Origin of the sequence: uncultured Citricoccus sp., assembly GCF_937871995.1 — a bacterium.
Classification (GTDB): Bacteria; Actinomycetota; Actinomycetes; order Actinomycetales; family Micrococcaceae; genus Citricoccus.
This window is the reverse complement of sequence record NZ_CALMQR010000026.1, coordinates 1-23,139: the sequence shown is the minus strand read 5'-3', so window position 1 is coordinate 23,139 and position 23,139 is coordinate 1. Positions and strand designations below refer to the sequence as shown.

The 23,139-nt window shown below is 71.2% G+C and carries 22 protein-coding genes, 1 tRNA gene and 1 pseudogene; 14 read left to right on the top strand and 10 right to left on the bottom strand.

What is annotated here, in order from left to right:
* From Q0283_RS02315 to Q0283_RS02295, 5 genes are all read right to left on the bottom strand, one after another.
* On the bottom strand, positions 1 to 755 hold a 755-nt coding region (locus Q0283_RS02315), incomplete at its 3' end, for a GNAT family N-acetyltransferase (RefSeq protein ID WP_298042541.1).
* 9 nt (positions 756 to 764) lie between these two features.
* Positions 765 to 1,796, bottom strand: coding sequence for a 6-phosphofructokinase (locus Q0283_RS02310; RefSeq protein WP_183527601.1), 1,032 nt, complete (start codon positions 1,794 to 1,796; stop codon positions 765 to 767).
* A gap of 47 nt (positions 1,797 to 1,843) precedes the next feature.
* A complete protein-coding gene (locus Q0283_RS02305; protein WP_183527599.1) occupies positions 1,844 to 2,095 on the bottom strand; it encodes a PspC domain-containing protein in 252 nt (83 codons plus the stop codon).
* A gap of 2 nt (positions 2,096 to 2,097) precedes the next feature.
* Positions 2,098 to 2,469 carry a hypothetical protein gene (locus Q0283_RS02300; protein WP_183527597.1) on the bottom strand — a complete coding sequence of 124 codons (372 nt, stop codon included), beginning with the start codon at positions 2,467 to 2,469 and terminating at the stop codon, positions 2,098 to 2,100.
* A 5-nt stretch (positions 2,470 to 2,474) separates the two neighbouring features.
* On the bottom strand, positions 2,475 to 3,815 hold the full coding sequence (locus Q0283_RS02295) for a PspC domain-containing protein (protein ID WP_298042532.1): 1,341 nt from the start codon (positions 3,813 to 3,815) through the stop codon (positions 2,475 to 2,477).
* A gap of 115 nt (positions 3,816 to 3,930) precedes the next feature.
* On the opposite strand from Q0283_RS02295, the gene Q0283_RS02290 reads away from it, so the two are divergent.
* Positions 3,931 to 5,166 (top strand): ATP-binding protein, encoded by a 1,236-nt coding sequence (locus Q0283_RS02290; protein ID WP_298042529.1) that lies wholly within the window; start codon positions 3,931 to 3,933, stop codon positions 5,164 to 5,166.
* Positions 5,163 to 5,819: a response regulator transcription factor gene (locus Q0283_RS02285; RefSeq protein ID WP_183527591.1), complete on the top strand. Its 657-nt coding sequence runs from the start codon at positions 5,163 to 5,165 to the stop codon at positions 5,817 to 5,819. Before Q0283_RS02290 ends, Q0283_RS02285 begins: the two co-directional genes overlap by 4 nt.
* On the opposite strand, the gene Q0283_RS02280 is transcribed toward Q0283_RS02285, so the two are convergent.
* Genes Q0283_RS02280 through Q0283_RS02260 form a run of 5 tightly spaced genes read right to left on the bottom strand, consistent with a single transcriptional unit; the run spans position 5,785 to position 9,683 of the window.
* Positions 5,785 to 6,435 carry a sulfate/molybdate ABC transporter ATP-binding protein gene (locus tag Q0283_RS02280; RefSeq protein WP_298042525.1) on the bottom strand — a complete coding sequence of 217 codons (651 nt, stop codon included), beginning with the start codon at positions 6,433 to 6,435 and terminating at the stop codon, positions 5,785 to 5,787. The two genes, Q0283_RS02285 and Q0283_RS02280, sit on opposite strands and share 35 nt — an antisense overlap.
* Positions 6,432 to 7,238 carry an ABC transporter permease gene (locus Q0283_RS02275; RefSeq protein ID WP_298042522.1) on the bottom strand — a complete coding sequence of 269 codons (807 nt, stop codon included), beginning with the start codon at positions 7,236 to 7,238 and terminating at the stop codon, positions 6,432 to 6,434. The genes Q0283_RS02280 and Q0283_RS02275 overlap by 4 nt, the downstream gene beginning before the upstream one ends.
* Entirely contained in the window at positions 7,216 to 8,007 is a 792-nt protein-coding gene (gene modA / locus Q0283_RS02270; protein WP_298042518.1) for a molybdate ABC transporter substrate-binding protein, read from the bottom strand. Before modA ends, Q0283_RS02275 begins: the two co-directional genes overlap by 23 nt.
* A 2-nt stretch (positions 8,008 to 8,009) precedes the next feature.
* Positions 8,010 to 8,411 (bottom strand): molybdopterin-binding protein, encoded by a 402-nt coding sequence (locus Q0283_RS02265; RefSeq protein WP_298042515.1) that lies wholly within the window; start codon positions 8,409 to 8,411, stop codon positions 8,010 to 8,012.
* Between the two features lie 60 nt (positions 8,412 to 8,471).
* Positions 8,472 to 9,683: a pyridoxal phosphate-dependent aminotransferase gene (locus Q0283_RS02260; protein WP_298042512.1), complete on the bottom strand. Its 1,212-nt coding sequence runs from the start codon at positions 9,681 to 9,683 to the stop codon at positions 8,472 to 8,474.
* Between the two features lie 112 nt (positions 9,684 to 9,795).
* Between Q0283_RS02260 and Q0283_RS02255 the strand changes: the two genes are divergently transcribed.
* The 12 genes and pseudogenes from Q0283_RS02255 to Q0283_RS02200 all read left to right on the top strand — a co-directional run.
* A tRNA-Trp gene (locus Q0283_RS02255) sits at positions 9,796 to 9,868 on the top strand.
* Between the two features lie 70 nt (positions 9,869 to 9,938).
* Positions 9,939 to 10,199, top strand: a complete 261-nt coding sequence (gene secE, locus Q0283_RS02250; protein ID WP_010143231.1) for a preprotein translocase subunit SecE — start codon at positions 9,939 to 9,941, stop codon at positions 10,197 to 10,199.
* 63 nt (positions 10,200 to 10,262) lie between these two features.
* A complete protein-coding gene (nusG, locus tag Q0283_RS02245) occupies positions 10,263 to 11,156 on the top strand; it encodes a transcription termination/antitermination protein NusG (RefSeq protein WP_298042508.1) in 894 nt (297 codons plus the stop codon).
* A 134-nt stretch (positions 11,157 to 11,290) separates the two neighbouring features.
* A complete protein-coding gene (gene rplK / locus Q0283_RS02240; RefSeq protein ID WP_010143234.1) occupies positions 11,291 to 11,722 on the top strand; it encodes a 50S ribosomal protein L11 in 432 nt (143 codons plus the stop codon).
* Positions 11,723 to 11,796: 74 nt separating this feature from the next.
* A complete protein-coding gene (rplA, locus tag Q0283_RS02235) occupies positions 11,797 to 12,501 on the top strand; it encodes a 50S ribosomal protein L1 (protein ID WP_298042503.1) in 705 nt (234 codons plus the stop codon).
* Between the two features lie 157 nt (positions 12,502 to 12,658).
* Positions 12,659 to 14,302 carry a glycoside hydrolase family 10 protein gene (locus tag Q0283_RS02230; RefSeq protein ID WP_183527577.1) on the top strand — a complete coding sequence of 548 codons (1,644 nt, stop codon included), beginning with the start codon at positions 12,659 to 12,661 and terminating at the stop codon, positions 14,300 to 14,302.
* Between the two features lie 18 nt (positions 14,303 to 14,320).
* Entirely contained in the window at positions 14,321 to 15,469 is a 1,149-nt protein-coding gene (locus Q0283_RS02225; RefSeq protein ID WP_298042500.1) for a GNAT family N-acetyltransferase, read from the top strand.
* A 230-nt stretch (positions 15,470 to 15,699) separates the two neighbouring features.
* On the top strand, positions 15,700 to 16,245 hold the full coding sequence (gene rplJ, locus Q0283_RS02220) for a 50S ribosomal protein L10 (RefSeq protein WP_298042497.1): 546 nt from the start codon (positions 15,700 to 15,702) through the stop codon (positions 16,243 to 16,245).
* 72 nt (positions 16,246 to 16,317) lie between these two features.
* Positions 16,318 to 16,704, top strand: coding sequence for a 50S ribosomal protein L7/L12 (rplL, locus tag Q0283_RS02215; protein WP_183527572.1), 387 nt, complete (start codon positions 16,318 to 16,320; stop codon positions 16,702 to 16,704).
* Positions 16,705 to 16,876: 172 nt separating this feature from the next.
* Positions 16,877 to 18,067: an acyltransferase gene (locus Q0283_RS02210; RefSeq protein WP_298042494.1), complete on the top strand. Its 1,191-nt coding sequence runs from the start codon at positions 16,877 to 16,879 to the stop codon at positions 18,065 to 18,067.
* Positions 18,068 to 18,365: 298 nt separating this feature from the next.
* A complete protein-coding gene (gene rpoB, locus Q0283_RS02205; protein WP_298042544.1) occupies positions 18,366 to 21,836 on the top strand; it encodes a DNA-directed RNA polymerase subunit beta in 3,471 nt (1,156 codons plus the stop codon).
* 65 nt (positions 21,837 to 21,901) lie between these two features.
* Positions 21,902 to 23,139: pseudogene (locus tag Q0283_RS02200) on the top strand (DNA-directed RNA polymerase subunit beta'); the annotation flags it as partial.

The following is a 23,139-nucleotide window of genomic DNA, read 5'->3' as shown; positions in this document are numbered from 1 at the left end:
TGGGTGAACAGCACCGTCGTCTGTGACCCGGCCAGCTCGAAGCCGAGGGTGCCGGCCAGGTGCTGCGAGGCGGTGTTGCCCAGCGCGGCCCGCCACTGCGGCACGAGCCCCTCGGTGAAGGCCTCCTCCATGGCGATCGCCGCGGCGTAGGCGCCCAGGCCCATCCGGCGCACGTCGGGGCGCACCAGCACGCCCAGGTGGCCGATCAGCCCCTGCCATTCCTCGTACCCGGCCCCCGCAACCGGGTCGCCGGTCGGGGTGCCCGAGCCGTCGTCGGGAACCAGGGTGAAGGTGGCGTCCAGACCGGACAGCCCCACCTCGGTGACGTCGTCCGCGGGGCACAGCGCCTCGAGCGCGGCGGCGTCGGCCGCCTCGTAGGACACGGCCACGGATCCGGAGCGCTCGATCTCCGGGACGTCCTCCGCGTAGTAGAGCGCCGACTCGCCCAGGGAGCGGGCGGCGTGTCCGGCGCCGAGGCGGATCATCGTGGACTCCAGGGCCAGGACCTCGTCGTCCACGTCCCGGGCGGCGTCCAGCAGCCAGCGGGGACCGTAGAGCACGGAGGTCTGGTAGAGGCGGACGAAGGTGGCGATCTGCTCGTCCGCGCCGTCCTGCGCGCCGGAGTCCGTGGCCACCTCGATCCGCCGGGAGCCCGGGGGAGACCCGGCGGCCTCGGTGATCGAGCCGTCGGGCAGTCCCAGGATCCGGGACCAGGCCAGCTCGATGATCTGGCGGGTGTGGCTGTTGACGGGCATCCTTGAAGGCTAACGCCCGAACAGCACCTTCGCCTCGTCGTAGCGGTGCTGCGGGACCTCCTTGAGCCCGTCCAGGGCGGCTGCGAGCTCCACCCGGACGATCTCGGTGCCGTCCAGGGCGACCATCTTCCCGTACTCGCCGTCGGCGACGAGGTCGATGGCCCCCATGCCGAAGCGGGTGGCCAGCACGCGGTCGAAGCCGGTGGGCGCACCGCCGCGCTGGATGTGGCCCAGCACGGTGTTGCGGGTCTCGATCCCGGTCATGTCCTCGATCCGGTGCGTCACCCACTCGCCGATCCCGCCCAGTCGCGGCCGGCCGGAGGCGTCCGCCCCGGCCTCGGCCAGCGGGTCGTCGTGGCCCTCGGGGACGAAGCCCTCGGCGACGACCACGAGCGGTGACCGCCCCCGTTCGTGCACCTGGCGGACCCAGTCGCACACCTGCTCCATGGAGGTGCGCTGCTCCGGGATGAGGATTGCGTGCGCACCGGCGGACATGCCCGAGTGCAGGGCGATCCAGCCGACGTGCCGGCCCATCACCTCGGCCACCATGCACCGGTGGTGGGACTCGCCCGTGGTGCGGAGCCGGTCCATGGCGTCGGTGGCGATCGAGACGGCGGTGTCGAAGCCGAAGGTGTAGTCGGTGGCCTGGAGGTCGTTGTCGATGGTCTTGGGCACCCCGACCAGCGGGACGCCGTCGTCGGACAGCCGTTTCGCCCCGGCCAGGGTCCCCTCGCCGCCGATCGCCACCACGGCGTCCAGCCCCAGCCGGGCCATCTGGGCCTTGATGTTCTCCGGGCCGCCCCGTGGGTGGTTGTAGGGGTGCGTCCGCGAGGTGCCCAGGATGGTCCCGCCGGTGCGGGCCAGGCCGCGGACCCGCTGGCGGGGCAGGTCCTCCACGTCGCCCTCGATCAGTCCGCGCCAGCCGTCCCGGATGCCCACGAGCTCGTAGTCGTAGGTCTTGATGCCGTGCAGGACGGCGGAGCGGATGACCGCGTTGAGTCCGGGGCAGTCCCCGCCGCTGGTCAGGAGGCCGACGCGCATGCTGGAGGTCCTTTCGACAGGCTGGATCGGGTGGTCCTGATCGAAGGCTATCGCGAGTGGTGACCGGGCAGGACCCGCTCCAGCGGGATGGACCCGTCCTGCCAGGGCAGCAGGAGCCACGCCACCAGGTAGGTGCCGACGCCGATGAACGGCAGCAGGAAGCTCAGCAGGACCACGATCCGCACCAGCGTGGGGTCCCAGCCGAACTTCGCGGACAGGCCCCCGCAGATGCCGGCGACCCAGCGGCGCGGGCCGCGGCGGTAGGGGATGGAGCGCAGGGTGCGGTAGAAGGCGTCCACGGTCAGTGCCCCTTCCGGGTGGCGCCGGCGATGCCGCCGGCCACGAGCACCAGGCCGCCGAGCGCGGCCAGGCAGATCAGCACCAGGGCCGGGTCGACGTCCCAGTCCAGCACGGTCGCGGACAGGGACCACAGGGCCACCAGCAGGGCGATGATGCCCCACACCAGGGTGCCGGTGCGGATGCCCTCGGGCGCTGTCCGGGTCCCGACGGCGGCCGTCGAGCCGCGACCGGAGGTCCCGTCGAACTCGTGGTCCCGGTGGCGGTCGCGGAGGGTGCCGCGGGTGATCTCGTCCTCGAGGGCCTGGGCCTCCGCGTCCTGGGCCTGCGGTGCGTGGGGGTACGGGTCGTGGGGGTACGGGTCGTGGGTGGTCATGGTGTTCACTCCTGCTCGGTGGGTGTGGTGGTCGGATCATCCACCCGGACGGTCAGCGTGGAGAAGGCCAGGTCGGCGTCGATCTCCAGCCGGCGGTCGGTGGGGGCGTCCACGACCTGGACGCGGGCGTCGCCGGCCACGGTGGGCTCCGAGTTCACGGAGCTGAAGGCGTTGTCCACGGTGAGGTAGACGTCCACGTCGTGCGGCACGATCAGCTCGGCCTCGGAGAAGGACACGTCCAGGCGGATCGGGTCCGCGCCCGGATCGGTGCTGCCGGGCTCGCCGGTCAGGTCGATCACGCCGGAGCCGAAACTCAGGTCGTACCCGGTCCTGCTGTCGCCCTGGACGGTGCCGTCCCACGTGGAGTCCCACGCGCCGTTCCAGTCGCCGCGGACGAACGTCCCGCCCGTGGCCAGCAGGACGGGGACCACCAGGAGGGCCGTGGTGACGGTCAGCCCGCCCCCGCCGCGGCCGAGGATCGCCCCGACGATGAGGCCGACGGCCATCACGCCGAGGGCCGTGGCCAGGCTGGCGGCCCAGATCACGCCCCAGCCGGCGGTGAAGACACCGAGGTACTTCAGGGCGGCGACGGCGGCCCCGGCCAGGACGGCGACCCCGATGACCAGCAGCTGGGTGGAACCGGCCAGCGACGGCGGGGTGCGGTCGACCATGGCCGGTTGCGGCGCGGCGGGGGCCGGAGGGGGGTAGGGAGCCTGGTAGTGGGCAGAGGGAGCGGTCATGGGGTCACGTCCTTCGGAGGCGCGGTCGGCGGGGGAGGAGATGGGGGAGGTGGGGCCGGGTGAGGGGGGCTGGGGCCCGCTGGCGTACCACGCCGTGTCGGAGGGGGCGAGGAAGACGGGCTCGTTCACGGCCGCGGACGGGGCCCCGGACGCAGCGCCTGCGGGGCCCGGGGGCAGCGCGCGTGGGCCGGACCGGGAGGCGACGAGCCAGATGAACAGGCCGATCACCGCCAGGCCGAGGAGCCCGCCGACGTCCCACCAGCCGCCGTCGGGTCCGTAGGGCGGGGTGAACAGGCCCACCGCGCCGAGGATCGCCAGGACCAGGCCCCCGGTCATGCCGGAGGTCCACCGGCCCTGGCCGGCCTCCCGGGCGTGGATCCGCCCGTCCGGTTCGGGCAGGACCATCCACGCCAGTCCGTAGGCCAGCACGGTCAGCCCCGCGGTCAGCAGGGTCAGCACCACGAACAGGGCCCGGGCCAGCGTGTGGTCCAGTCCGATGCGGTCGGCGATGCCGGCGACCACGCCGCCCAGCCAGCGCTGGGGACTGCGGACGGTGCGCAGGGAGTGGATCCAGGCGTAGAAGCCGGAGGCGGGGTTCTCGTTCATGGTTCCATCGTCGCCGCGCGCATCCCGGCCCGGTATCCGGAAAGCCCCTGATCCGACCCGGAGAACCCCCGGAGGACGGTCCGCGGGCGCCCCGTACTGGGGCAGGATGGAGGCCATGCACAGTGTCCTCACGCGTCCGGCCGAGGGCCGGGTCGTCGCCGGCGTCTGCGCCGGGCTGGCCCGGTACCTCGGCCTGCCCACCGGGTGGGTGCGGGCCGGCGTCGTGGCCCTGACCCTGCTCAGCGGGGTCGGGGTGGTCTTCTACGCCTGGCTGTGGATCTTCGTCCCGGACGAGCACGAGGCCGTGCTCACCGCCGGCGACCCGGTCCGCGGTGCCGCGGAGCAGGTCCGGGAGGCCCCCGTCCGCCTGGGCGGCGTCCTGGGCCAGGGCTGGCAGGTGATCTTCGGGGTCGTGCTGCTGGGCGTGGCCGCCGTCCTCGCCCTGCAGCTGGGGGCCGGCATCCGGATGAACTGGGGCCTGATCGGGCCGGTGGCCGTCGTGCTGCTGGGCATCGCCCTGGCCTGGCTGCAACTGGACACGCTGCGGGACGCTGGGAGGGCGGCCCGGACCGGGCGGATCAGCTCACTCGCCCTCGGACTGCTGCTGGTGATGGCCGGCGTGCTGGCGCTCGCGGCCGGTTTCGTGGGCACGGACGAGTTGTGGCTGGGACTGCTGGTGGCGGGGGTGATCGTCGCCGGCGTGGTGCTGGTGGCCGCCCCCTGGGTGCTCAAGGCGTGGCGTGACGCCACGGCGAAGACCTCCGCGCTGGCCGTCCAGACGGAGCGGGCCGAGATCGCCGCCCACCTGCACGACTCCGTGCTGCAGACCCTCGCCCTGATCCAGAAGAACGCGGACACCCCCTCCACCGTGGTGCGGCTGGCCCGCGCCCAGGAGCGCGACCTGCGCCAGTACCTCTACCAGGATCCCTCCCGGCCCACCGGGACCCTGACGGACCGGCTCGAGGACCTGGCCGCGGCGATCGAGGACGACCACGGCCAGCCCATCGAGGTGGTCACCGTCGGTTCGGCCACCGGTCCCTGGCTGGACCCGGTGCTGCAGGCCTCGCGCGAGGCGATGCTCAACGGGGTGCGCCATGCCGGGCCCGTCCAGGTCTACGCGGAGGCCCGGCCGGAGGCCGTGGAGGTCTTCGTCAAGGACCGCGGTCCCGGTTTCGACCTCTCCGCGATCCCGGCGGACCGTCTCGGGATCCGGGAGTCGGTCGTCGGGCGGATGGAGCGTGCCGGCGGCACGGCGAGGATCATCACCGGCGACGGCGGCACCGAGGTCCGGCTGCACCTGCCGGTCCCGGCGCAGAATGGGAAGAACGGCGAGGAAGGGCGGCAGGGATGAACCGGGTACCAGTGAGGGTCGTCATCGTGGACGACCACGCGATCTTCCGGACGGGACTGAAGGCGGACCTGGACCCGTCCGCCATCCAGGTGGTCGGCGAGGCCGGGGACGTGGACTCGGCGGTGCGGACCATCCACGAGGTGCGCCCGGACGTGGTGCTGCTGGACGTGCACCTGCCCGGCGGCCGCGGCGGTGGGGGAGCCGAGGTGGCCGCGGCCTGCCAGGAGCTGGCGCCCGGCGTGCGGTTCCTGGCGATCTCCGTCTCGGACGCCGCGGAGGACGTGGTGGCGGTCATCCGCGCCGGGGCCCGCGGCTACGTCACCAAGACGATCTCGGGGGCCGATGTCTCGGACGCCGTGCAGCGGGTGGCCGGCGGGGACGCCGTGTTCTCCCCGCGGCTGGCCGGGTTCGTGCTGGACGCCTTCGGGACGGCGGACGTCGCGGTGCGGGACGAGGAGCTCGACCTGCTCTCGGCCCGGGAGCTGGAGGTCATGCGGCTCATCGCCCGCGGTTACACGTACAAGGAGGCCGCGCGGGAGCTGTTCATCTCCGTGCGGACGGTGGAGACGCACGTGTCCAACGTGCTGCGCAAGCTGCAGCTGTCCAACCGCCACGAGCTCACCCGGTGGGCGGGCGAACGGGGTCTGCTCTAGCGATCCGGTGGGTGGAGTGGGCCAGCGCCTCGGCGTCCGCCGCGTGATGGGTCACCAGCACGGTCGTGCGGCCGGTGAGCACCTCGGCGAGCAGGGCGCGGACCTGCGGCACCACCTGGGCGTCCAGCGAGGACAGCGGTTCGTCCAGCAGGACCAGCCGGGGATCCGAGGCCAGGACGCGGGCGATCGCGGTGCGCTGCGCCTGGCCCCCGGAGAGCTGGTGCGGACGCCGTCCCGCCAGGTGGCCCACGCCCACCCGTTCCAGCCACTTCCGGGCCACCCGCCGCCGCGCCGACCGGCCCACGACGCCGGCCCGGTCCAGCCCGTAGGCGACGTTCGCCTCGGCGCTCAGGTGCGGGAACAACCGCGCGTCCTGGGCCAGGTAGCCGACCCGGCGGTGCCGGGCCGGGACCCACGTGCCGCCGTCGAAGAGGACCTCCGTGCCCAGCGTCGCGTAGCCGGACTCCGGGCGCAGCCAGCCGGCCAGCGCGTCCAGCACGGTGGACTTGCCGGCGCCGTTCGCCCCGAGCAGCGCCAGGGTCTGTCCCTGCGGGACCGTGAACGCCACGTCCACCTCGCGCTCGGGGACCACCACGCGGCAGTCGAGGCCCGTCACGAGATCGTCACCCGCTTGCGCCCGTAGGCCAGCGTGATGACGGCCAGCGCCACCACCACCAGCAGCAGGGACAGCGCGACGGCGGCCTCGGGGTCCGTCTCCCGCTCCAGGTAGACCTGCAGCGGCAGGGTCCGGGTGGTGCCCTGCATCGAGCCGGCGAAGGTGATGGTGGCCCCGAACTCGCCCAGTGCACGGGCGAAGGTCAGCACCGTGCCCGCGAGGAGCCCGGGGGCCATCAGCGGCAGCGTGACGGTGCGGAAGGTGCGCGCCGGGGAGGCGCCCAGGGACAGGGCGGTGCGCTCGTGGGCATCACCCCGGGTCTGCAGCGACCCCTCCAGCGCGACCACGAGGAAGGGCAGGGAGACGAACACCTGGGCCATGACGACGGCCGCGGTGGTGAACGCGATGTCGATCCCCAGCACGTGCAGGTGCTCTCCGACCAGTCCGCGGCGGCCGAAGGCCTCCGTGAGCGCGATGCCCCCGACCACGGGAGGCACCACGAGCGGCAGCAGCACGAGCGAGCGGGCCACGCTGCGGCCCGGGAACTCCAGCCGGGTCAGCGTCAGCGCCAGCGGGATCCCCAGGACCAGGCAGACGGCCGTGGCCGCCAGGGACGTCCGCAGGGACAACCCCAGGGCGTCGAGCGCCGCCGGGGAGGTCAGCAACCGGGGCAGCCGGGTCAGGTCCACCCCCGCCACGAGCGCGACGAAGGGCAGCAGGATGGCCGCGCCGCCCAGGACGCCGACGACCGTCAGGGCGCGCGGGGGGCGGACCGGGACGTCACGGGTGGCCGAAGCCGGCATGCCCGAGCACCTCCTGACCCTGCGCGCCCAGGACGTGCTCGACGAACGCGTCGGCCGGCCCGGGATGCTCCGCCTCCGCCAGCGCGGCGATCGGGTAGGTGTTCACGGCCGACCGGGCGTGCTCCAGGTCCACGGTGCGCACCGCCTCCCCGGCCCGGGCGGCGTCCGTGACGTAGACCAGCCCGGCATCGGCCTCGCCGGAGGTGACCTTGCCCAGCACGTCCGTGACGGAGGACTCCTCGCTGACCGGGTCCAGGGCGAGACCGGACGCCCGGGCGAGGGCGGCCGTGGCCTGGCCGCAGGGGACCTGGGGGGCACAGGCCACCAGGTTCACGCCCTCGGCCGCGGCGTCCGCGAGGGACGCGATGCCCGCGGGGTTGTCCGGCGGCGTGACCAGCGTGAGCACGTTGGTGGCGAACGGCCGGGGCGTACCGGAGACGGCCCCGGCGCCGACGGCCCGGTCCATGGTCGGCACGTCCGCCGGGGCGAAGACGTCCGCCGGCGCCCCGGCGATGACCTGCTGGACCAGGTCGGACGAACCGGCGACGTTGAACCGCACCGTCACACCGGGGTGCTCGGCTTCGAAGTCCTCGCCGATCTGCTCGAAGGCGTCCGACAGCGAGGCCGCCGTGAAGACGGTCAGCGTGACGTCCGCGGTGGCGGTGTCCTGGGCGGGGACGTCCTGGGCGGCGGAGCCTCCCGCGCAGCCGGTCATCACCGGCGCCGAGGCGGCGGCCAGGACGAGCAGCGCGGGGAGGCGGGCCCTCACGGTCAGGCCTCGTCGCAGTCGATGATCACGGTGGTGGCCTTCACGACCGCGGACGCCGGCGTGCCCGGTTCCAGCCCCAGGTCCCGTGCGGCCTCCGCACTCATCAGCGACACCACGCGGAAGGGCCCGCACTGCAGGGTCACCTGGGCCATCACGGTGTCCATGAGCACGTCGGTCACCAGCCCGGTGAACCGGTTGCGGGCCGAGACGCGCAGCCCGTGCGACCCGGCGTCTGCCCGTGCCGTGGTCTCCCGGACCAGCCGGGCCACCTCCACCCCGTCGACGGCGGCCCGCCCGGCCTCGTCCGTGTGGGCGGTCAGGCGTCCGGAGGACACCCAGCGGCGCACGGAGTCGTCGCTGACACCCAGGTACCGGGACGCCTCGGCGATGCGCAGCAGAGTCATGACCCCGACCCTACGTCACGCACCTGCGGCAGGAAAGACTGCCATGAGGCGCAGATGCGGTTACTCGGAGAGCAGCCTCTGGATGCGGCCGACGCCCTCGGCGAGGTCCTCGTCGCCCAGGGCGTAGGACAGCCGCAGGAACCCGGAGGGCCCGAACGCCTCGCCCGGGACGACGGCCACCTCGGCCTCGTCCAGGATGAACCCGGCCAGGTCGGCGGAGGTCTGCGGGGTCACGTCGCGGTAGGTCTTCCCCAGCGCGTCGCGGACGTCCACGTAGGCGTAGAAGGCGCCCTCCGGCGTCGGGCAGGAGAACCCGGGCACCGCGTTCAGGGCCTCGACCATGGCCCGGCGGCGCCGGTCGAAGGCCGCCTTCATCTCCTGGACCGCGTCCAGGGGGCCGGAGACGGCGGCCAGTGCCGCGCGCTGGGAGACGTTGGCGACGTTGGAGGTGGCGTGGGACTGCAGGTTCGCGGCGGCCTTGATGACGTCCTTCGGCCCGGCCATCCAGCCCACCCGCCAGCCGGTCATGGCGTAAGTCTTGGCCACCCCGTTGAGGATGACCACCTGCTCGGCCAGGTCCGGCACGGCGGCGGCGATCGAGGTGAACGGGACGCCGTCGTAGGTCAGGTGCTCGTAGATCTCGTCCGTGACGACCCACAGGCCCCGCGCGGCGGCCCAGCGGCCGATCTCGGCGGTGGCCTCCGGGGAGTACACGGCGCCGGTCGGATTGGAGGGGGAGACGAACAGCAGCACCTTGGTGCGGTCGGTCAGGGCCGCCTCGAGCTGGTCCACGGAGACCTTGTAACCGGTCTCCGGGCCGGCGAAGACCTCCACGGGCACGCCGCCGGCCAGCCGGATCGACTCGGGGTACGTGGTCCAGAAGGGCGTGGGGACGATGACCTCGTCGCCCGGGTCCAGCAGGGTGGCGAAGGTGTTGTAGACGGCCTGCTTGCCGCCGTTGGTCACCAGGACCTGGCTCGGCTCCAGGCTCACGCCGGAGTCCCGCAGGGTCTTGTCCGCGATCGCCTGGCGCAGCTCGGGCAGTCCGGCGGCGGGGGAGTAGCGGTGGTTCCTCGGGTCGCGAGCGGCCTCGACGGCCGCCTCGACGATGTACCCCGGGGTGGGGAAGTCCGGCTCGCCGGCACCGAAGCCGATGACGGGGCGCCCGGCGGCCTTGAGGGCCTTGGCCTTGGCATCAACGGCCAGAGTGGCCGACTCGGCGATCGATCCGATGCGCTGGGAGACACGACTGCGCGGAGTGTGTGACGTCATGGCGTTCAGCCTACCGGTTCGACTCACTCCCCAAGATGACGTAGAGTGGATCCCCGGTGTTGAAAAGCACCATGACGGGCCGTGCCGTTGAGTCGTCACGTTGCGGACCCGAAGGGTAGTGGCGCAATTGGTAGCGCAGCGGTCTCCAAAACCGCAGGTTGCAGGTTCGAGTCCTGTCTACCCTGCGCAGGGTGGTCCGGAGTGATCCGGAGCCCCCGGCAGGACAGTTCAGTGTCGACTAGCAAGTGAGGCCGCGTGACCGAGGCAGCTGCGAACAGCACGGGGGAGAAGACCCCCGATGCGCCGCGGAAGCGTGGTTTCTTCGGCCGGATCGGCCTGTTCCTGCGCCAGGTCGTGGACGAGCTGCGAAAGGTCGTCACCCCGACCCGCGAGGAACTGGTCAAGCTCACGGGCATCGTGCTCGCGTTCGTGATCCTGATGATCTTGCTCGTCAGCCTGCTGGACTTCGTGTTCGGCACGGGTGCTTCCTTCGTCTTCGGTGACGGCAGCGCCTGACTGGCCAGCCGGAGGACGCGCCCTGCCGGAATGACGTCGACCGCGTGAAGAAAGCAGGAACCCGTGTCCGAGCAGGAACTCGAACCGCAGGCCGTTGAGGACGCCGTCCTCGCCGAAGAGGCCCAGCCGTCTCAGGAGCCCCAGACTGCCGAGGACGCTGCCGTGGCCGGGGAGCCCGCGCTGGACGCCGAGGTGGAGGACACCGAGGCCGAACTCGCCGAGGCCGTCGAGGACGACCAGTCCGACGTCGCCGCCGCCGAGGCCGCCACGGACGTCGCCGAGGAAGCGCCTGACGCCGTCGCCGCTGCCCCCGCCGTCGCCGAGCCCGCGGCCGACCCGGCCGAGGAGCTGCGCGCGCGGCTGCGCCGCCAGCCCGGTGACTGGTACGTCATCCACACCTACGCCGGGTACGAGAAGCGCGTGAAGACCAACCTCGAGACGCGTATCCAGACCCAGGAGATGGAGGACTACATCTATGAGATCGAAGTCCCCATGGAAGAGGTCGTGGAGATCCGCAACACCACGCGCAAGCTCGTCAACCGGGTGCGCATCCCCGGTTACGTGCTCGTGCGCATGGACCTGACGGACGCCTCCTGGGGCGTCGTGCGGCACACCCCCGGCGTCACCGGGTTCGTGGGCAACGCCCATGACCCGATGCCGCTGTCCCTGCAGGAGGTCTTCGACATGATCTCGCCCTCCGTCCTGCAGGAGGCCACCAAGGCCGCGCAGGCCGAGGGCCGCCCCGCACCGGCCGGGACCGAGGAGTCCATGCCGGCGATCGAGGTCGACTTCGAGGTCGGCGAGTCGGTCACCGTCAACGACGGGCCGTTCGAGACCCTCCCGGCCACCATCTCCGAGGTCAAGGTGGAATCCCAGCAGCTCGTGGTCCTCGTGACCATCTTCGAGCGGGAGACCCCCGTGACCCTGTCCTTCGGCCAGGTCACGAAGATCCGGTAGGACAGTCCAGACTTCGCCCCCGCACGGTTGCTTTGGCCGGGCGGGAGCGGACCGGCTGCCGCGCCACGGCGGCCACCAGCCCCGGGACACGCTCCTGTGCCCCGCGGGAAACCCGCAAGTAGAAGGACCCGAAAATGGCCCCCAAGAAGAAGGTCGCAGGCCTGATCAAGCTGCAGATCCAGGCAGGCGCCGCCAACCCGGCACCTCCGATCGGCCCTGCGCTCGGTCAGCACGGCGTGAACATCATGGAGTTCTGCAAGGCGTACAACGCTGCGACGGAATCCCAGCGCGGCAACGTCGTGCCGGTGGAGATCACCGTGTACGAGGACCGCTCGTTCACCTTCGTCACCAAGACCCCGCCGGCCGCCGAGCTGATCAAGAAGGCCGCAGGCGTCAAGAAGGGCTCCGCCACCCCGCACACGGACAAGGTCGGCAAGCTGACCCAGGCCCAGTGCGAGGAGATCGCCCAGACCAAGATGGAAGACCTCAACGCCAACGATGTCCAGGCCGCGGCCAAGATCATCGCCGGCACCGCCCGTTCCATGGGCATCACCGTCGACGGCTGACGGAACCCCTCACACCCCCAGTGGCAGGGTCGCGCGCGACCCGCAGACCACGACTGCATAAGGAGAACACGCAGATGGCACAGCGCAGCAAAGCATACAAGGCCGCCCAGGAGAAGATCGGGGACGCTGTCTACGGCCCCGCCGAGGCGATCGCCCTGGCCAAGGAGACCAACCCGTCGAAGTCCGACGCCACCGTGGAGGTCGCCTTCCGCCTGAGCGTCGACCCGCGCAAGGCCGACCAGATGGTGCGCGGCACCGTCAACCTGCCGCACGGCACCGGCAAGACCGCCCGCGTGGTCGTCTTCGCCACCGGTGACAAGGCCGCGGCCGCCGAGGCCGCCGGCGCCGACGTCGTCGGTTCCGACGACCTGATCGCCCGGATCTCCGGCGGCTGGACCGACTTCGACGCCGCCGTGGCCTCGCCGGACATGATGGGCAAGGTCGGCCGCCTGGGCAAGATCCTCGGCCCGCGCAACCTGATGCCGAACCCGAAGACCGGCACCGTGACCCCGGACGTGGCCAAGGCCGTGACCGACATCAAGGGTGGCAAGATCGACTTCCGCGTCGACAAGCACGCCAACCTGCACTTCATCATCGGCAAGACCAGCTTCGACGCCGACAAGCTGGCGGAGAACTACGCCGCCGCCCTCGAGGAGGTGCTGCGCCTGAAGCCGTCCGCCTCCAAGGGCCGGTACATCTCCAAGGCCACCATCTCCACCACCTTCGGTCCCGGCATCAAGGTCGACCCGAACGTGGTCAAGGTGACCGCCGAGGCCTGATCCTCATCCGCGGCAGAGCGCCGGATCCCGGGAGTACCCGGGGTCCGGCGCTCTGTCGTTCCGGCGCAGGTGCCGGGCCCCGGGGCGCCCAGCACTCGACGCCGTCCGTGACGCGGAGCAGAATTCCTCCCCAGAGGGGCGAGGAAGGCAGTGCACCATGGTCTCGGCACACCCGGTGCCGTCGCGCCCGGCATCCCCCGGCCCCACGCGACGGAGCCTGATCTCCGGCGGCGCCGCGGCGGTCGCCCTCTCCGCCGTCACGGGGCCCCCGGCCGGCGTCTCCCAGGCGGCCACCGGCCGCGCCTGGGTCCCGTACACCGTCACCGCGCGGGACACGGCCACCTCGGTCACCCGGCCGCTGCACGAGTTCCGCGGCCTGTGGGTGGCGACCGTGCTCAACGTCGACTGGCCCTCGCGCCCGGGGCTGAGCGTCACGCAGCAGCGCGCCGAGCTGGGCGAGCTCATCCGGCTGGCCGCCCTGCGCGGCTGCAACGCGGTCCTGTTGCAGGTCCGGGCGGCCGGTGACCGCTTCTACCGGTCCACGCTCGGGGAGCCGTGGTCACGGTACCTGACCGGCACCCTGGGCCAGGACCCGGGCTGGGACCCGCTCGAGTGGGCGGTGGCCGAGGCCTCGCGGCGCGGACTGGAGGTCCACGCCTGGGCCAACCCCTTCCGGGTGGCCATGGACACCTCGCTGACCTCGCTGCACCCGGGCAGCTTCGCCGCGCGCAACCCGTCCTTCACCTACGCCTACGGGGGACGGCGGTACCTGGATCCCGGCCGGCCGGAGGTGCGCCTGCACGTGCGGGCGGTGCTGGCCGAGATCGCCTCGCGCTACGGCGTCGCCGGCGTGCACCTGGACGACTACTTCTACCCATACCCGGCGGCGGGCCAGGTCATCGGCGACGACGCCTCCTTCGCGCTCTACGGTGCCGGACGGACCCGTGCCACCTGGCGCCGGGACAACGTCAACCGCTTCGTGCGCTACGCCGGCCTGGACGTCCACGCGGCCGACCGGCGCGCCGTCTTCAGCGTCAGCCCCTTCGGCATCTGGCGCAACCGCACCAGCTCCACGGCCGGTTCGGACACCGCCGGGCTCCAGGCGTACGACGACCTGTACGCCGACACGCGCCTGTGGCTGCGCGAGCAGTGGACGGACCTGTTCATCCCCCAGCTGTACTGGCAGCAGGGACACCCGACGGCGGACTACGACGTGCTGTCCCGCTGGTGGTCCCTGCAGGGCACCGTGACCCGCACGCACATCGCCCTGGGGGAGGCCGTGTACAAGGTCGGCGACGCCGGCTGGACGAATCCCGCGGAACTGAGCAACCACGTGGCGCTGGGCCGTGGGCTGACCCAGGTGGAGGGGAATGCCTACTACAACGCCAGTGCCGTCCGCGCGGACGAGCTCGGCGCGATGAGCCGGGTGCGCTCGGTGCACTACCAGCGCCGTGCCCTGCCGCTGCCCGTCCGGTGGCTCAACGCCGCCCGGCCGCCGTCGCCCGCGTTCACCCGGGCCGGGCGCACGGTCAGCGGCCTCACCCTGGAGTGGACGCTGCCGGCCGGTGCGGAACCCGCCCGCTGGATCGCCATCTGGCGGCAGCGCGCCTACAGCGCCACCATCCCGGCCCTGCCGGGGACGGCCGAGGACCTCCTGGCCGTCCTGCCGGCGGCCACCGGGGCGGGTCGCTGGGGGGACCTCACCGCGGAGCCGCGGCGCCGGTACTGGTACGTCGTCCAGGCCTACAGCCGGACGGGAACCGTCTCGGCGGCGGGGTCCGCGATCATGGTCTGGGCGTGAGTGCGGCATCATGGGGCCATGACCGACACGCGGCACGGCCTGGCGCTCGACTGGCTCGAGCTGCCCCAGCACCTCGACCAATCCCGCCTGCCGATGCCGGCCACCACGGCCGACTTCCTCCAGGTCTCCCAGCTGGCCAACCTGATCACCTCCCTGTTCTGGGGCTCCAACGACTTCTACGAATCGCCGGAGAACCGGCTCGCCGCGGCCCGGCCCCGTCCGGACTTCCGGGTGGACTATGTCGCCGCGCGGCTGGACGACCCCGAGGATCCCGGCCGGATCGTCGGGTTCGGATTCCTCGCCGCCACGCCGGCCGCGGCCACGGCCGAGGTGTGGGTGGGGGTGCACCCGGGTTTCCGGCGCCGGGGCGTGGGATCGGCGCTGCTGGCCGGGATCGAGGCCGAGGCGCTGCGCCGGGGGCACACCACCCTGCAGTCCTGGACGGACAACGCCCTCGTGGACCCGGCCTCCGCCGGCCCGCCGGAGGTGCGGTCCAGCGCGGCGGACGCGGCGTTCGCCGCGGCCCGCGGCTACGTGCTGGCCCAGCTGGAGTGGTGTTCGGTGCTGGCGCTGCCCGAGGCGGCCGGTCCGGCCCGGCAGGTGGAGGCGGCGGGCGGTCCGGGCGGTGACTACGAGCTGGTGGGCTGGGAGGGTGCCTGCCCCGAGGAGCACGCCGAGTCGATGGCGGGACTGCGGGGACGGATGCCGGCCGAGGCGCCCCGGGGAGAGCTCGAGATCGTCCCCGAGGCCTGGGACGTGGACCGCCTGCGCGCGGAGGAGCGGGCCCGGGAGCAGATCCATCTCACCATGGTCACCACCGCCGCACGGCACCGGCCCTCGGGCCGGCTGGTGGGGCACTCGGACATCGAGACCTTCCGGGACCTGCCGCAGGTGGCCTACCAGGGCAGCACCCTGGTGCACCCCGACCACCGCGGTCGCCACCTCGCGCTGCTGCTGAAGGCCGCCAACATCTCGCGGCTGGTGCGGTCCAGGCCCACCGTCGAGCGGGTGTACGCCTGGGCCGCCCGGGAGAACGCGGCCATCCTGCGCGCCAACGAGACGCTGGGCTTCCGGCCGGTGTCCACCCGTCCCGGCTGGCAGAGGAGGATCGGGGGGAGCGGGAGCCCGGGGTACGGCCGCCCGGGGTCCGCCGGCCCGATTTGGTGATGCGCCGGACTCCCGCGTATTCTGGACGCACCAAAGACCGCCGGTCGTCGGATCCCTCGCGGAACCGATCGTAAAGCCCTCCTTCAGGAGGCGGCCTGCGCAGGTGAGACAGAGCAACGCCTTCCCGGTGAGCCCCAGGGCTCGACGGTACTGCCACGCCCCGTGCACCTGCACGGGGCGTTTTCTTGTCTCCAGGACGGGTGCCGGCCCCAAGTAATGGAAGGAGTGCCATGGCGACGTCTGAGAAGAACGCTGTTGTGGCGGAGCTGGCGGAACTCTTCCGCACCTCCACCGCAGCCGTCCTGACGGAATACCGTGGTCTCACCGTGGCCGAGCTCAAGGAGCTCCGTCGTGCACTCGGTGAGAACGCGACCTACGCCGTGGTGAAGAACACGCTCAGCGAGATCGCGGCCAAGCAGGCCGGCATCGACGCCTTCGAGGGCAAGATGACCGGTCCGTCCGCGATTGCCTTCGTCTCCGGCGACCCGGTGGACGCGGCCAAGGCGATGCGTGACTTTGCCAAGAACCACGATGCCCTGATCGTCAAGGGCGGCTACATGGAGGGCCAGTTCCTCGATGAGGCGGCCGTCAAGAAGCTCGCGGACCTCGAGTCCCGCGAGGTTCTGCTGGGCAAGCTGGCAGGTGCCATGAAGGGCAACCTGTACAAGGCGGCCTACATGCTGCAGGCCCCGCTGTCCCAGGCCGTCCGCACCGTGGACGCCCTGCGCGCGAAGGTCGAGGAGCAGGGCGGCGCCGCTGCCCCCGCAGCCGAGTAACACCCCCCGGTCGCGTCCAGCGGCCACGTTTCACCCCACATACGTGAGAACCCTCAAGTAAAGGAGCCAATCATGGCCAAGCTGTCCACTGAAGAGCTGCTCGAGCAGTTCGCCGAGCTGTCCCTCATCGAGCTGTCCGAGTTCGTCAAGGCGTTCGAGGAGAAGTTCGAGGTCACCGCTGCCGCACCGGTCGCCGCTGCTGCCGCCCCCGCCGCCGGTGGCGGCGAGGCCGCTGCTGCCGAGGAGCAGAGCGAGTTCGACGTCGTCCTCGAGGCCGCCGGCGACAAGAAGATCGGCGTCATCAAGGAGGTCCGCGCCCTGACCTCGCTGGGTCTGAAGGAAGCCAAGGACCTGGTCGACGGCGCTCCGAAGCCCGTCCTGGAGGGCGTCAACAAGGAGACCGCGGACAAGGCCAAGGAGCAGCTCGAGGCTGCCGGCGCCACCGTCACCCTCAAGTGATGCGAGCCTAGCCGCTGCCCACACCCACGGCCCCTCCCTCCCGCCTGCGCGGGACGGAGGGGCCGTGGCGTTTAACGCCATCCTCCCAGCGGACACCCAGACTGACTGCCTAAGGTAACGAAACCGTAAAGGTGGTTCGGGCAGGGCGAGGGATACTGGAGGGGGCCGACCGATGGTCGCGACAGCAGAGATGCAGCGGGTAGCCCCGCCGCAGCCGCAGCAGCAGGGGGAACCGCGGGCCACGCCGGCGCCGGCCCGGCCCCGCCTGGCGTTGTTGGACGCGCTCCGGCTCGTCGCCGCGCTGGCCGTGGTGCTGTTCCACTGGACCGCGTGGCACCACGGCAATTGGGGCCGCCACGGTGACCCGGCCGCCGAGGCCTGGCCCTGGCTGAGCCAGTTCACGGCCGTCGGCGCCCTGGGCGTGCAGCTGTTCTTCGTCATCTCCGGCTTCGTGATCCTGCTCTCGTCCTTCGGCAAGTCCCCGGCGCGGTTCATCGGCTCGCGCGTGGGCCGGTTGTACCCCGCCTACTGGGTGGCGGTGCTCGGTGCCGCCGCGCTGATCTTCGTCGTCTGGCCCGAGCTCGGGGTCAATCGCAGTCCCTCGGACCTGTGGGTCAATCTGACGATGTTCCAGGGCGGGTTCGGGGTGGGCCACCTCGACGGCGTCTACTGGACGCTGTGGGTGGAGATGAAGTTCTACCTGTGGATCCTCGCCTTCACCCTGATCGGCATGACCGTTCGCCGCGTGCTCGCCTTCGCCCTGGCCTGGCCGCTGCTCGGCAACGGCCTGTACCTCGGCCTGGGCGCCGCGGGGCACGACGTCGGCTGGGTGCAGCACGTGTTCTTCCCCGAGTACTCGGCCCTCTTCGCCGGCGGCATGGCACTGTTCCTGTTGTTCCGGTTCGGTCACACCCCCGGCCGCTGGGCCGTCCTGGCCGTGAACGTGGCGCTGGCCACCCAGTGGTCCGCGGGCATCCAGCAGCGCGAGACCGCCGAGCTCACCGGCTACGACTACCCGACGGCGCTCTTCGCGCTGATCGTGGTGGGACTGTTCGCGGTGGTGGCGGTGATCGTGCTCACGCCGCTGGCCCGCGTGCGGCTGCCCGGGGCCGCGCTGGCCGGCAGCCTGACCTACCCCGTGTACCTGCTGCACCAGTTGTGGGGCTGGTGGGTCATCATGCTGCTCTCGCCGGTCCTGCCCCGGCAGTGGGTCCTGGGCCTGGCCCTGGCCTCGGTCCTGGGCGCCGCGTGGCTGGTGCACCGCTGGGTGGAGACCCCGCTGGGCCCGCGCCTGCAGCGGGCGGTGACGACCGGCCTGGGGAACTGGCCGGTGCTGGGGGAGCGGCTGGGCCGAGTCTCGTAGCGTCTCACACCCTCGGCACGTTCACGGCGAGGACTCGCGGAGTAAGTGGACTTCCGGGGCTGTGGCGGTTATGCTAAGTCCTTACGTCTCCCTTCTGTCCACCCCTGAGGTGTGTCCCGGCGTGCCCGGATGACCGACCTCGGCGGCGTGGCGTCCGGTCGGGCCTTCAAATAGCGGTGGGCCCCGGACGTCGTGGATCGGGTCGGGGAGCGAACGGAAATGCAGACGGTCTGTGGAAGGAACCCTCTTGGTCGCCTCGAGCACCTCAAATACCGAAACCGCTAACACTCCCGGGGCCATCTCGCCCCGCTCCGGCACCAGCGCCGGCCGGATCACCTTCGCGAAGATCCACGAGCCACTGGACGTGCCGGACCTCCTGGCCCTGCAGACTGAGTCCTTCGACCGGCTGGTCGGCAACTCCCGCTGGGCCGAGCGCGTGGCCCACGCCCAGGAGATCGGCGACGACTCGGTCGCCGTCACCTCCGGCCTGTCGGACATCTTCGAGGAGATCTCCCCGATCGAGGACTTCCAGGGCACCATGTCCCTGTCGTTCACCGAGCCGGAGTTCTCCGACCCGAAGATGCCGGTGGACGAGTGCAAGGAGCGCGACACCACCTACGCCGCGCCGCTGTACGTCAAGGCCGAGTTCATGAACAACAACACCGGCGAGATCAAGCAGCAGACGGTGTTCATGGGCGACTTCCCGCTGATGACGGAGAAGGGCACCTTCGTCATCAACGGCACCGAGCGTGTCGTCGTGTCCCAGCTGGTCCGCTCCCCGGGCGCCTACTTCGAGCGCACCCCGGACAAGACCTCGGACAAGGACATCTTCACCGCCAAGGTCATCCCCTCCCGCGGTGCCTGGTTCGAGCTCGAGGTGGACAAGCGTGACCAGGTCGGCGTGCGCCTGGACCGCAAGCGCAAGCAGCCGGTCACCGTGCTGCTCAAGGCCATGGGCTGGAGCGAGTCCCGCATCCTGGAGGAGTTCGGCCAGTACGACTCCATCCGCGCCACCCTCGAGAAGGACCCGACCGAGGGCCAGGACGAGGCCCTGCTGGACATCTACCGCAAGCTGCGCCCGGGCGAGCCCGCCGCCGTGGACGCCGCGCAGAACCTGCTGAACAACCTGTACTTCACCCCCAAGCGCTACGACCTGGCGAAGGTGGGCCGGTACAAGCTCAACCGCAAGCTGGGCGTGGACCTGCCCCTGGGCGACCCGAACGCCTCCGTGCTGACCGAGGACGACATCGCCCAGATGGTCCACTTCATCGTGGCCCTGCACGCCGGCGAGCGGACCATCACGGGCAAGCGCGACGGCGAGGACGTCGAGGTGCGCGTCGAGGTCGATGACATCGACCACTTCGGCAACCGCCGCATCCGCGCCGTGGGCGAGCTGATCGAGAACCAGATCCGCACCGGCCTGTCCCGCATGGAGCGCGTCGTGCGCGAGCGCATGACCACCCAGGACGTCGAGGCCATCACCCCGCAGACCCTGATCAACATCCGCCCCGTGGTGGCCTCGATCAAGGAGTTCTTCGGCACCTCCCAGCTGTCCCAGTTCATGGACCAGAACAACCCGCTGGCCGGACTGACGCACAAGCGTCGCCTGTCCGCGCTGGGCCCGGGCGGCCTGTCCCGCGACCGGGCCGGCATGGAGGTCCGTGACGTGCACCCCTCGCACTACGGCCGCATGTGCCCCATCGAGACCCCGGAAGGCCCGAACATCGGCCTGATCGGCTCGCTGGCGACCTTCGGGCGGATCAACCCCTTCGGCTTCATCGAGACCCCGTACCGCAAGGTCGTGGACGGGATCGTCACCGAGCAGGTGGACTACCTGACCGCCGATGACGAGCTGGTGGCCCAGATCGCCCAGGCCAACGCCCCGCTCAACGAGGACGGCTCCTTCGCCGAGGAGCTCGTGCTCTGCCGTCAGCGCGGCGGTGGCGGCGAGCCCGTGCTGTCCTCCGTGGACGACATCGACTACATGGACGTCTCGCCGCGGCAGATGGTCTCGGCCGCCACGGCCCTGATCCCGTTCCTCGAGCACGACGACGCCAACCGCGCGCTCATGGGCGCCAACATGCAGCGCCAGGCCGTGCCGCTGCTCCAGGCCGAGGCCCCCTACGTGGGCACCGGCATGGAGAAGTACGTGGCCGTGGACGCCGGTGACTCCATCACCGCCGACGCCCCCGGCGTGGTGACCGAGGTCGCCGCCGACCTCGTGACCGTCATGCAGGACGACGGCACCATGAAGCACTACCCGATCATGAAGTTCGCCCGCTCCAACCAGGGCAACGCCTACAACCAGCGGGTGCGCGTCTCCGAGGGCGACCGCGTGGAGCGCCTGAGCATCATCGCCGATGGCCCGGCCACGGACCACGGCGAGCTGGCCCTGGGCAAGAACCTGCTGGTCGCGTTCATGCCCTGGGAGGGCCTGAACTACGAGGACGCCATCATCCTGTCCCAGCGCATGGTCTCGGAGGACGTGCTGACCTCGATCCACATCGAGGAGCACGAGGTCGACGCCCGTGACACCAAGCTGGGCGCCGAGGAGATCACCCGGGACATCCCGAACGTCTCCGACGAGGTGCTGGCCCAGCTCGACGAGCGCGGCATCATCCACATCGGTGCCGAGGTCGAGGCCGGGGACATCCTGGTCGGCCGCGTCACCCCGAAGGGCGAGACCGAGCTGACCCCGGAGGAGCGCCTGCTGCGCGCCATCTTCGGCGAGAAGTCCCGCGAGGTGCGTGACACCTCCCTGAAGGTGCCGCACGGCGAGTCCGGCACCGTGATCGGGGTGCGCATCTTCGACCGCGACGAGGACGACGACCTGCCCCCGGGCGTGAACCAGCTGGTGCGCGTCTACGTGGCGCAGAAGCGCAAGATCACCGACGGCGACAAGATGGCCGGCCGCCACGGCAACAAGGGCGTCATCTCCAAGATCCTGCCGGTCGAGGACATGCCGTTCCTGGCCGACGGCACCCCGGTGGACATCATCCTGAACCCGCTGGGCGTCCCGGGCCGCATGAACCTGGGCCAGGTCATGGAGCTGCACCTGGGCTGGGCCGCCTCGCGCGGCTGGGACATCCAGGGGGAGCCGGAGTGGATCAAGGACCTGCCGAACTTCCCGCGGCAGTCCGGCCCGGTCAACGTCGCCACCCCGGTGTTCGACGGTGCCGAGGCCCACGAGATCGAGGGCCTGCTCGGCCACGTCAACGTCACCCGTGACGGCGACCGGCTGATGGGCACCAACGGCAAGGCCACCCTGTTCGACGGCCGCTCCGGCGAGCCGTTCCCGGACCCGGTGTCCGTCGGCTACATGTACATGCTGAAGCTGCACCACCTGGTGGACGACAAGATCCACGCCCGTTCCACCGGCCCGTACTCCATGATCACCCAGCAGCCGCTGGGCGGTAAGGCGCAGTTCGGCGGCCAGCGCTTCGGTGAGATGGAGGTCTGGGCCCTGGAGGCGTACGGCGCCGCCTACACCCTGCAGGAGCTGCTGACGATCAAGTCGGATGACATCCACGGCCGCGTGAAGGTCTACGAGGCCATCGTGAAGGGCGAGAACATCCCGGAGCCGGGCGTTCCGGAGTCCTTCAAGGTGCTCATCAAGGAAATGCAGTCGCTGTGCCTGAACGTGGAGGTCCTCTCCGCCGACGGCACCGCGATTGAAATGCGTGACTCGGATGATGAAGTCTTCCGGGCCGCCGAGGAACTGGGCATCGACCTGTCCCACGCCGAGCCCAGCTCGGTCGAAGAGGTCTGAGAAACCCCGTTCCCCGTCCCACCCCAAGACTTCATCAACGCTAGAAATCAGGAGTTCAACGGACCATGTCCAACGACAACTCATCCTTCGGCCTCATGCGCATCGGCCTGGCCACCGCGGACGAGATCCGCAACTGGTCCTTCGGCGAGGTCAAGAAGCCCGAGACCATCAACTACCGCACCCTGAAGCCGGAGAAGGACGGACTCTTCTGCGAGAAGATCTTCGGCCCCACCCGTGACTGGGAGTGCTACTGCGGCAAGTACAAGCGCGTGCGCTTCAAGGGCATCATCTGTGAGCGCTGCGGCGTCGAGGTGACCCGCTCCAAGGTCCGCCGCGAGCGGATGGGCCACATCGAGCTGGCCGCCCCGGTCACCCACATCTGGTACTTCAAGGGCGTCCCGTCCCGGCTGGGCTACCTGCTCGACCTGGCCCCCAAGGACCTCGAGAAGATCATCTACTTCGCCGCCTACATGATCACGTGGGTGGACGAGGAGACCCGTCACGCCGACCTGCCGAACCTGCAGGCCGAGCACGACCAGGAGACCCGTCACCTGGCCGACCAGCGTGACGCGGACATCGCCGCCGTGGCCTCGGACCTGGAGAAGGACCTGGCCAAGCTCGAGGCCGAGGGTGCCAAGGCCGCCGAGAAGAAGAAGGCCCGCGACGCCGCGGACAAGACCATGGCGCAGATCCGCAAGCGGGCCGACGCCGAGCTGGACCGGATGGAGCGCATCTGGGACCGCTTCAAGAACCTCAAGGTCGCCGACCTCGAGGGCGACGAGGGGCTGTTCCGCTCCATGCGGGACAAGTACGGCCAGTACTTCGAGGGCTCCATGGGCGCCGAGTCGATCAAGAAGCGCCTGGAGACCTTCGACCTCGAGGCCGAGTCCGAGATGCTGCGCGAGACCATCAAGACCGGCAAGGGCCAGCGCAAGACCCGCGCCCTGAAGCGGCTCAAGGTCGTCAACGCGTTCCTGACCACGGATAACTCGCCGCTGGGCATGGTCCTGGACGCCGTCCCGGTGATCCCGCCGGAGCTGCGCCCGATGGTGCAGCTGGACGGTGGCCGCTTCGCGACCTCGGACCTCAACGACCTGTACCGCCGCGTGATCAACCGCAACAACCGCCTGAAGCGACTGCTGGACCTGGGCGCGCCGGAGATCATCGTCAATAACGAGAAGCGGATGCTGCAGGAGGCCGTGGACTCGCTGTTCGACAACGGCCGCCGCGGCCGTCCGGTCACCGGACCGGGCAACCGTCCGCTGAAGTCGCTGTCCGACATGCTCAAGGGCAAGCAGGGCCG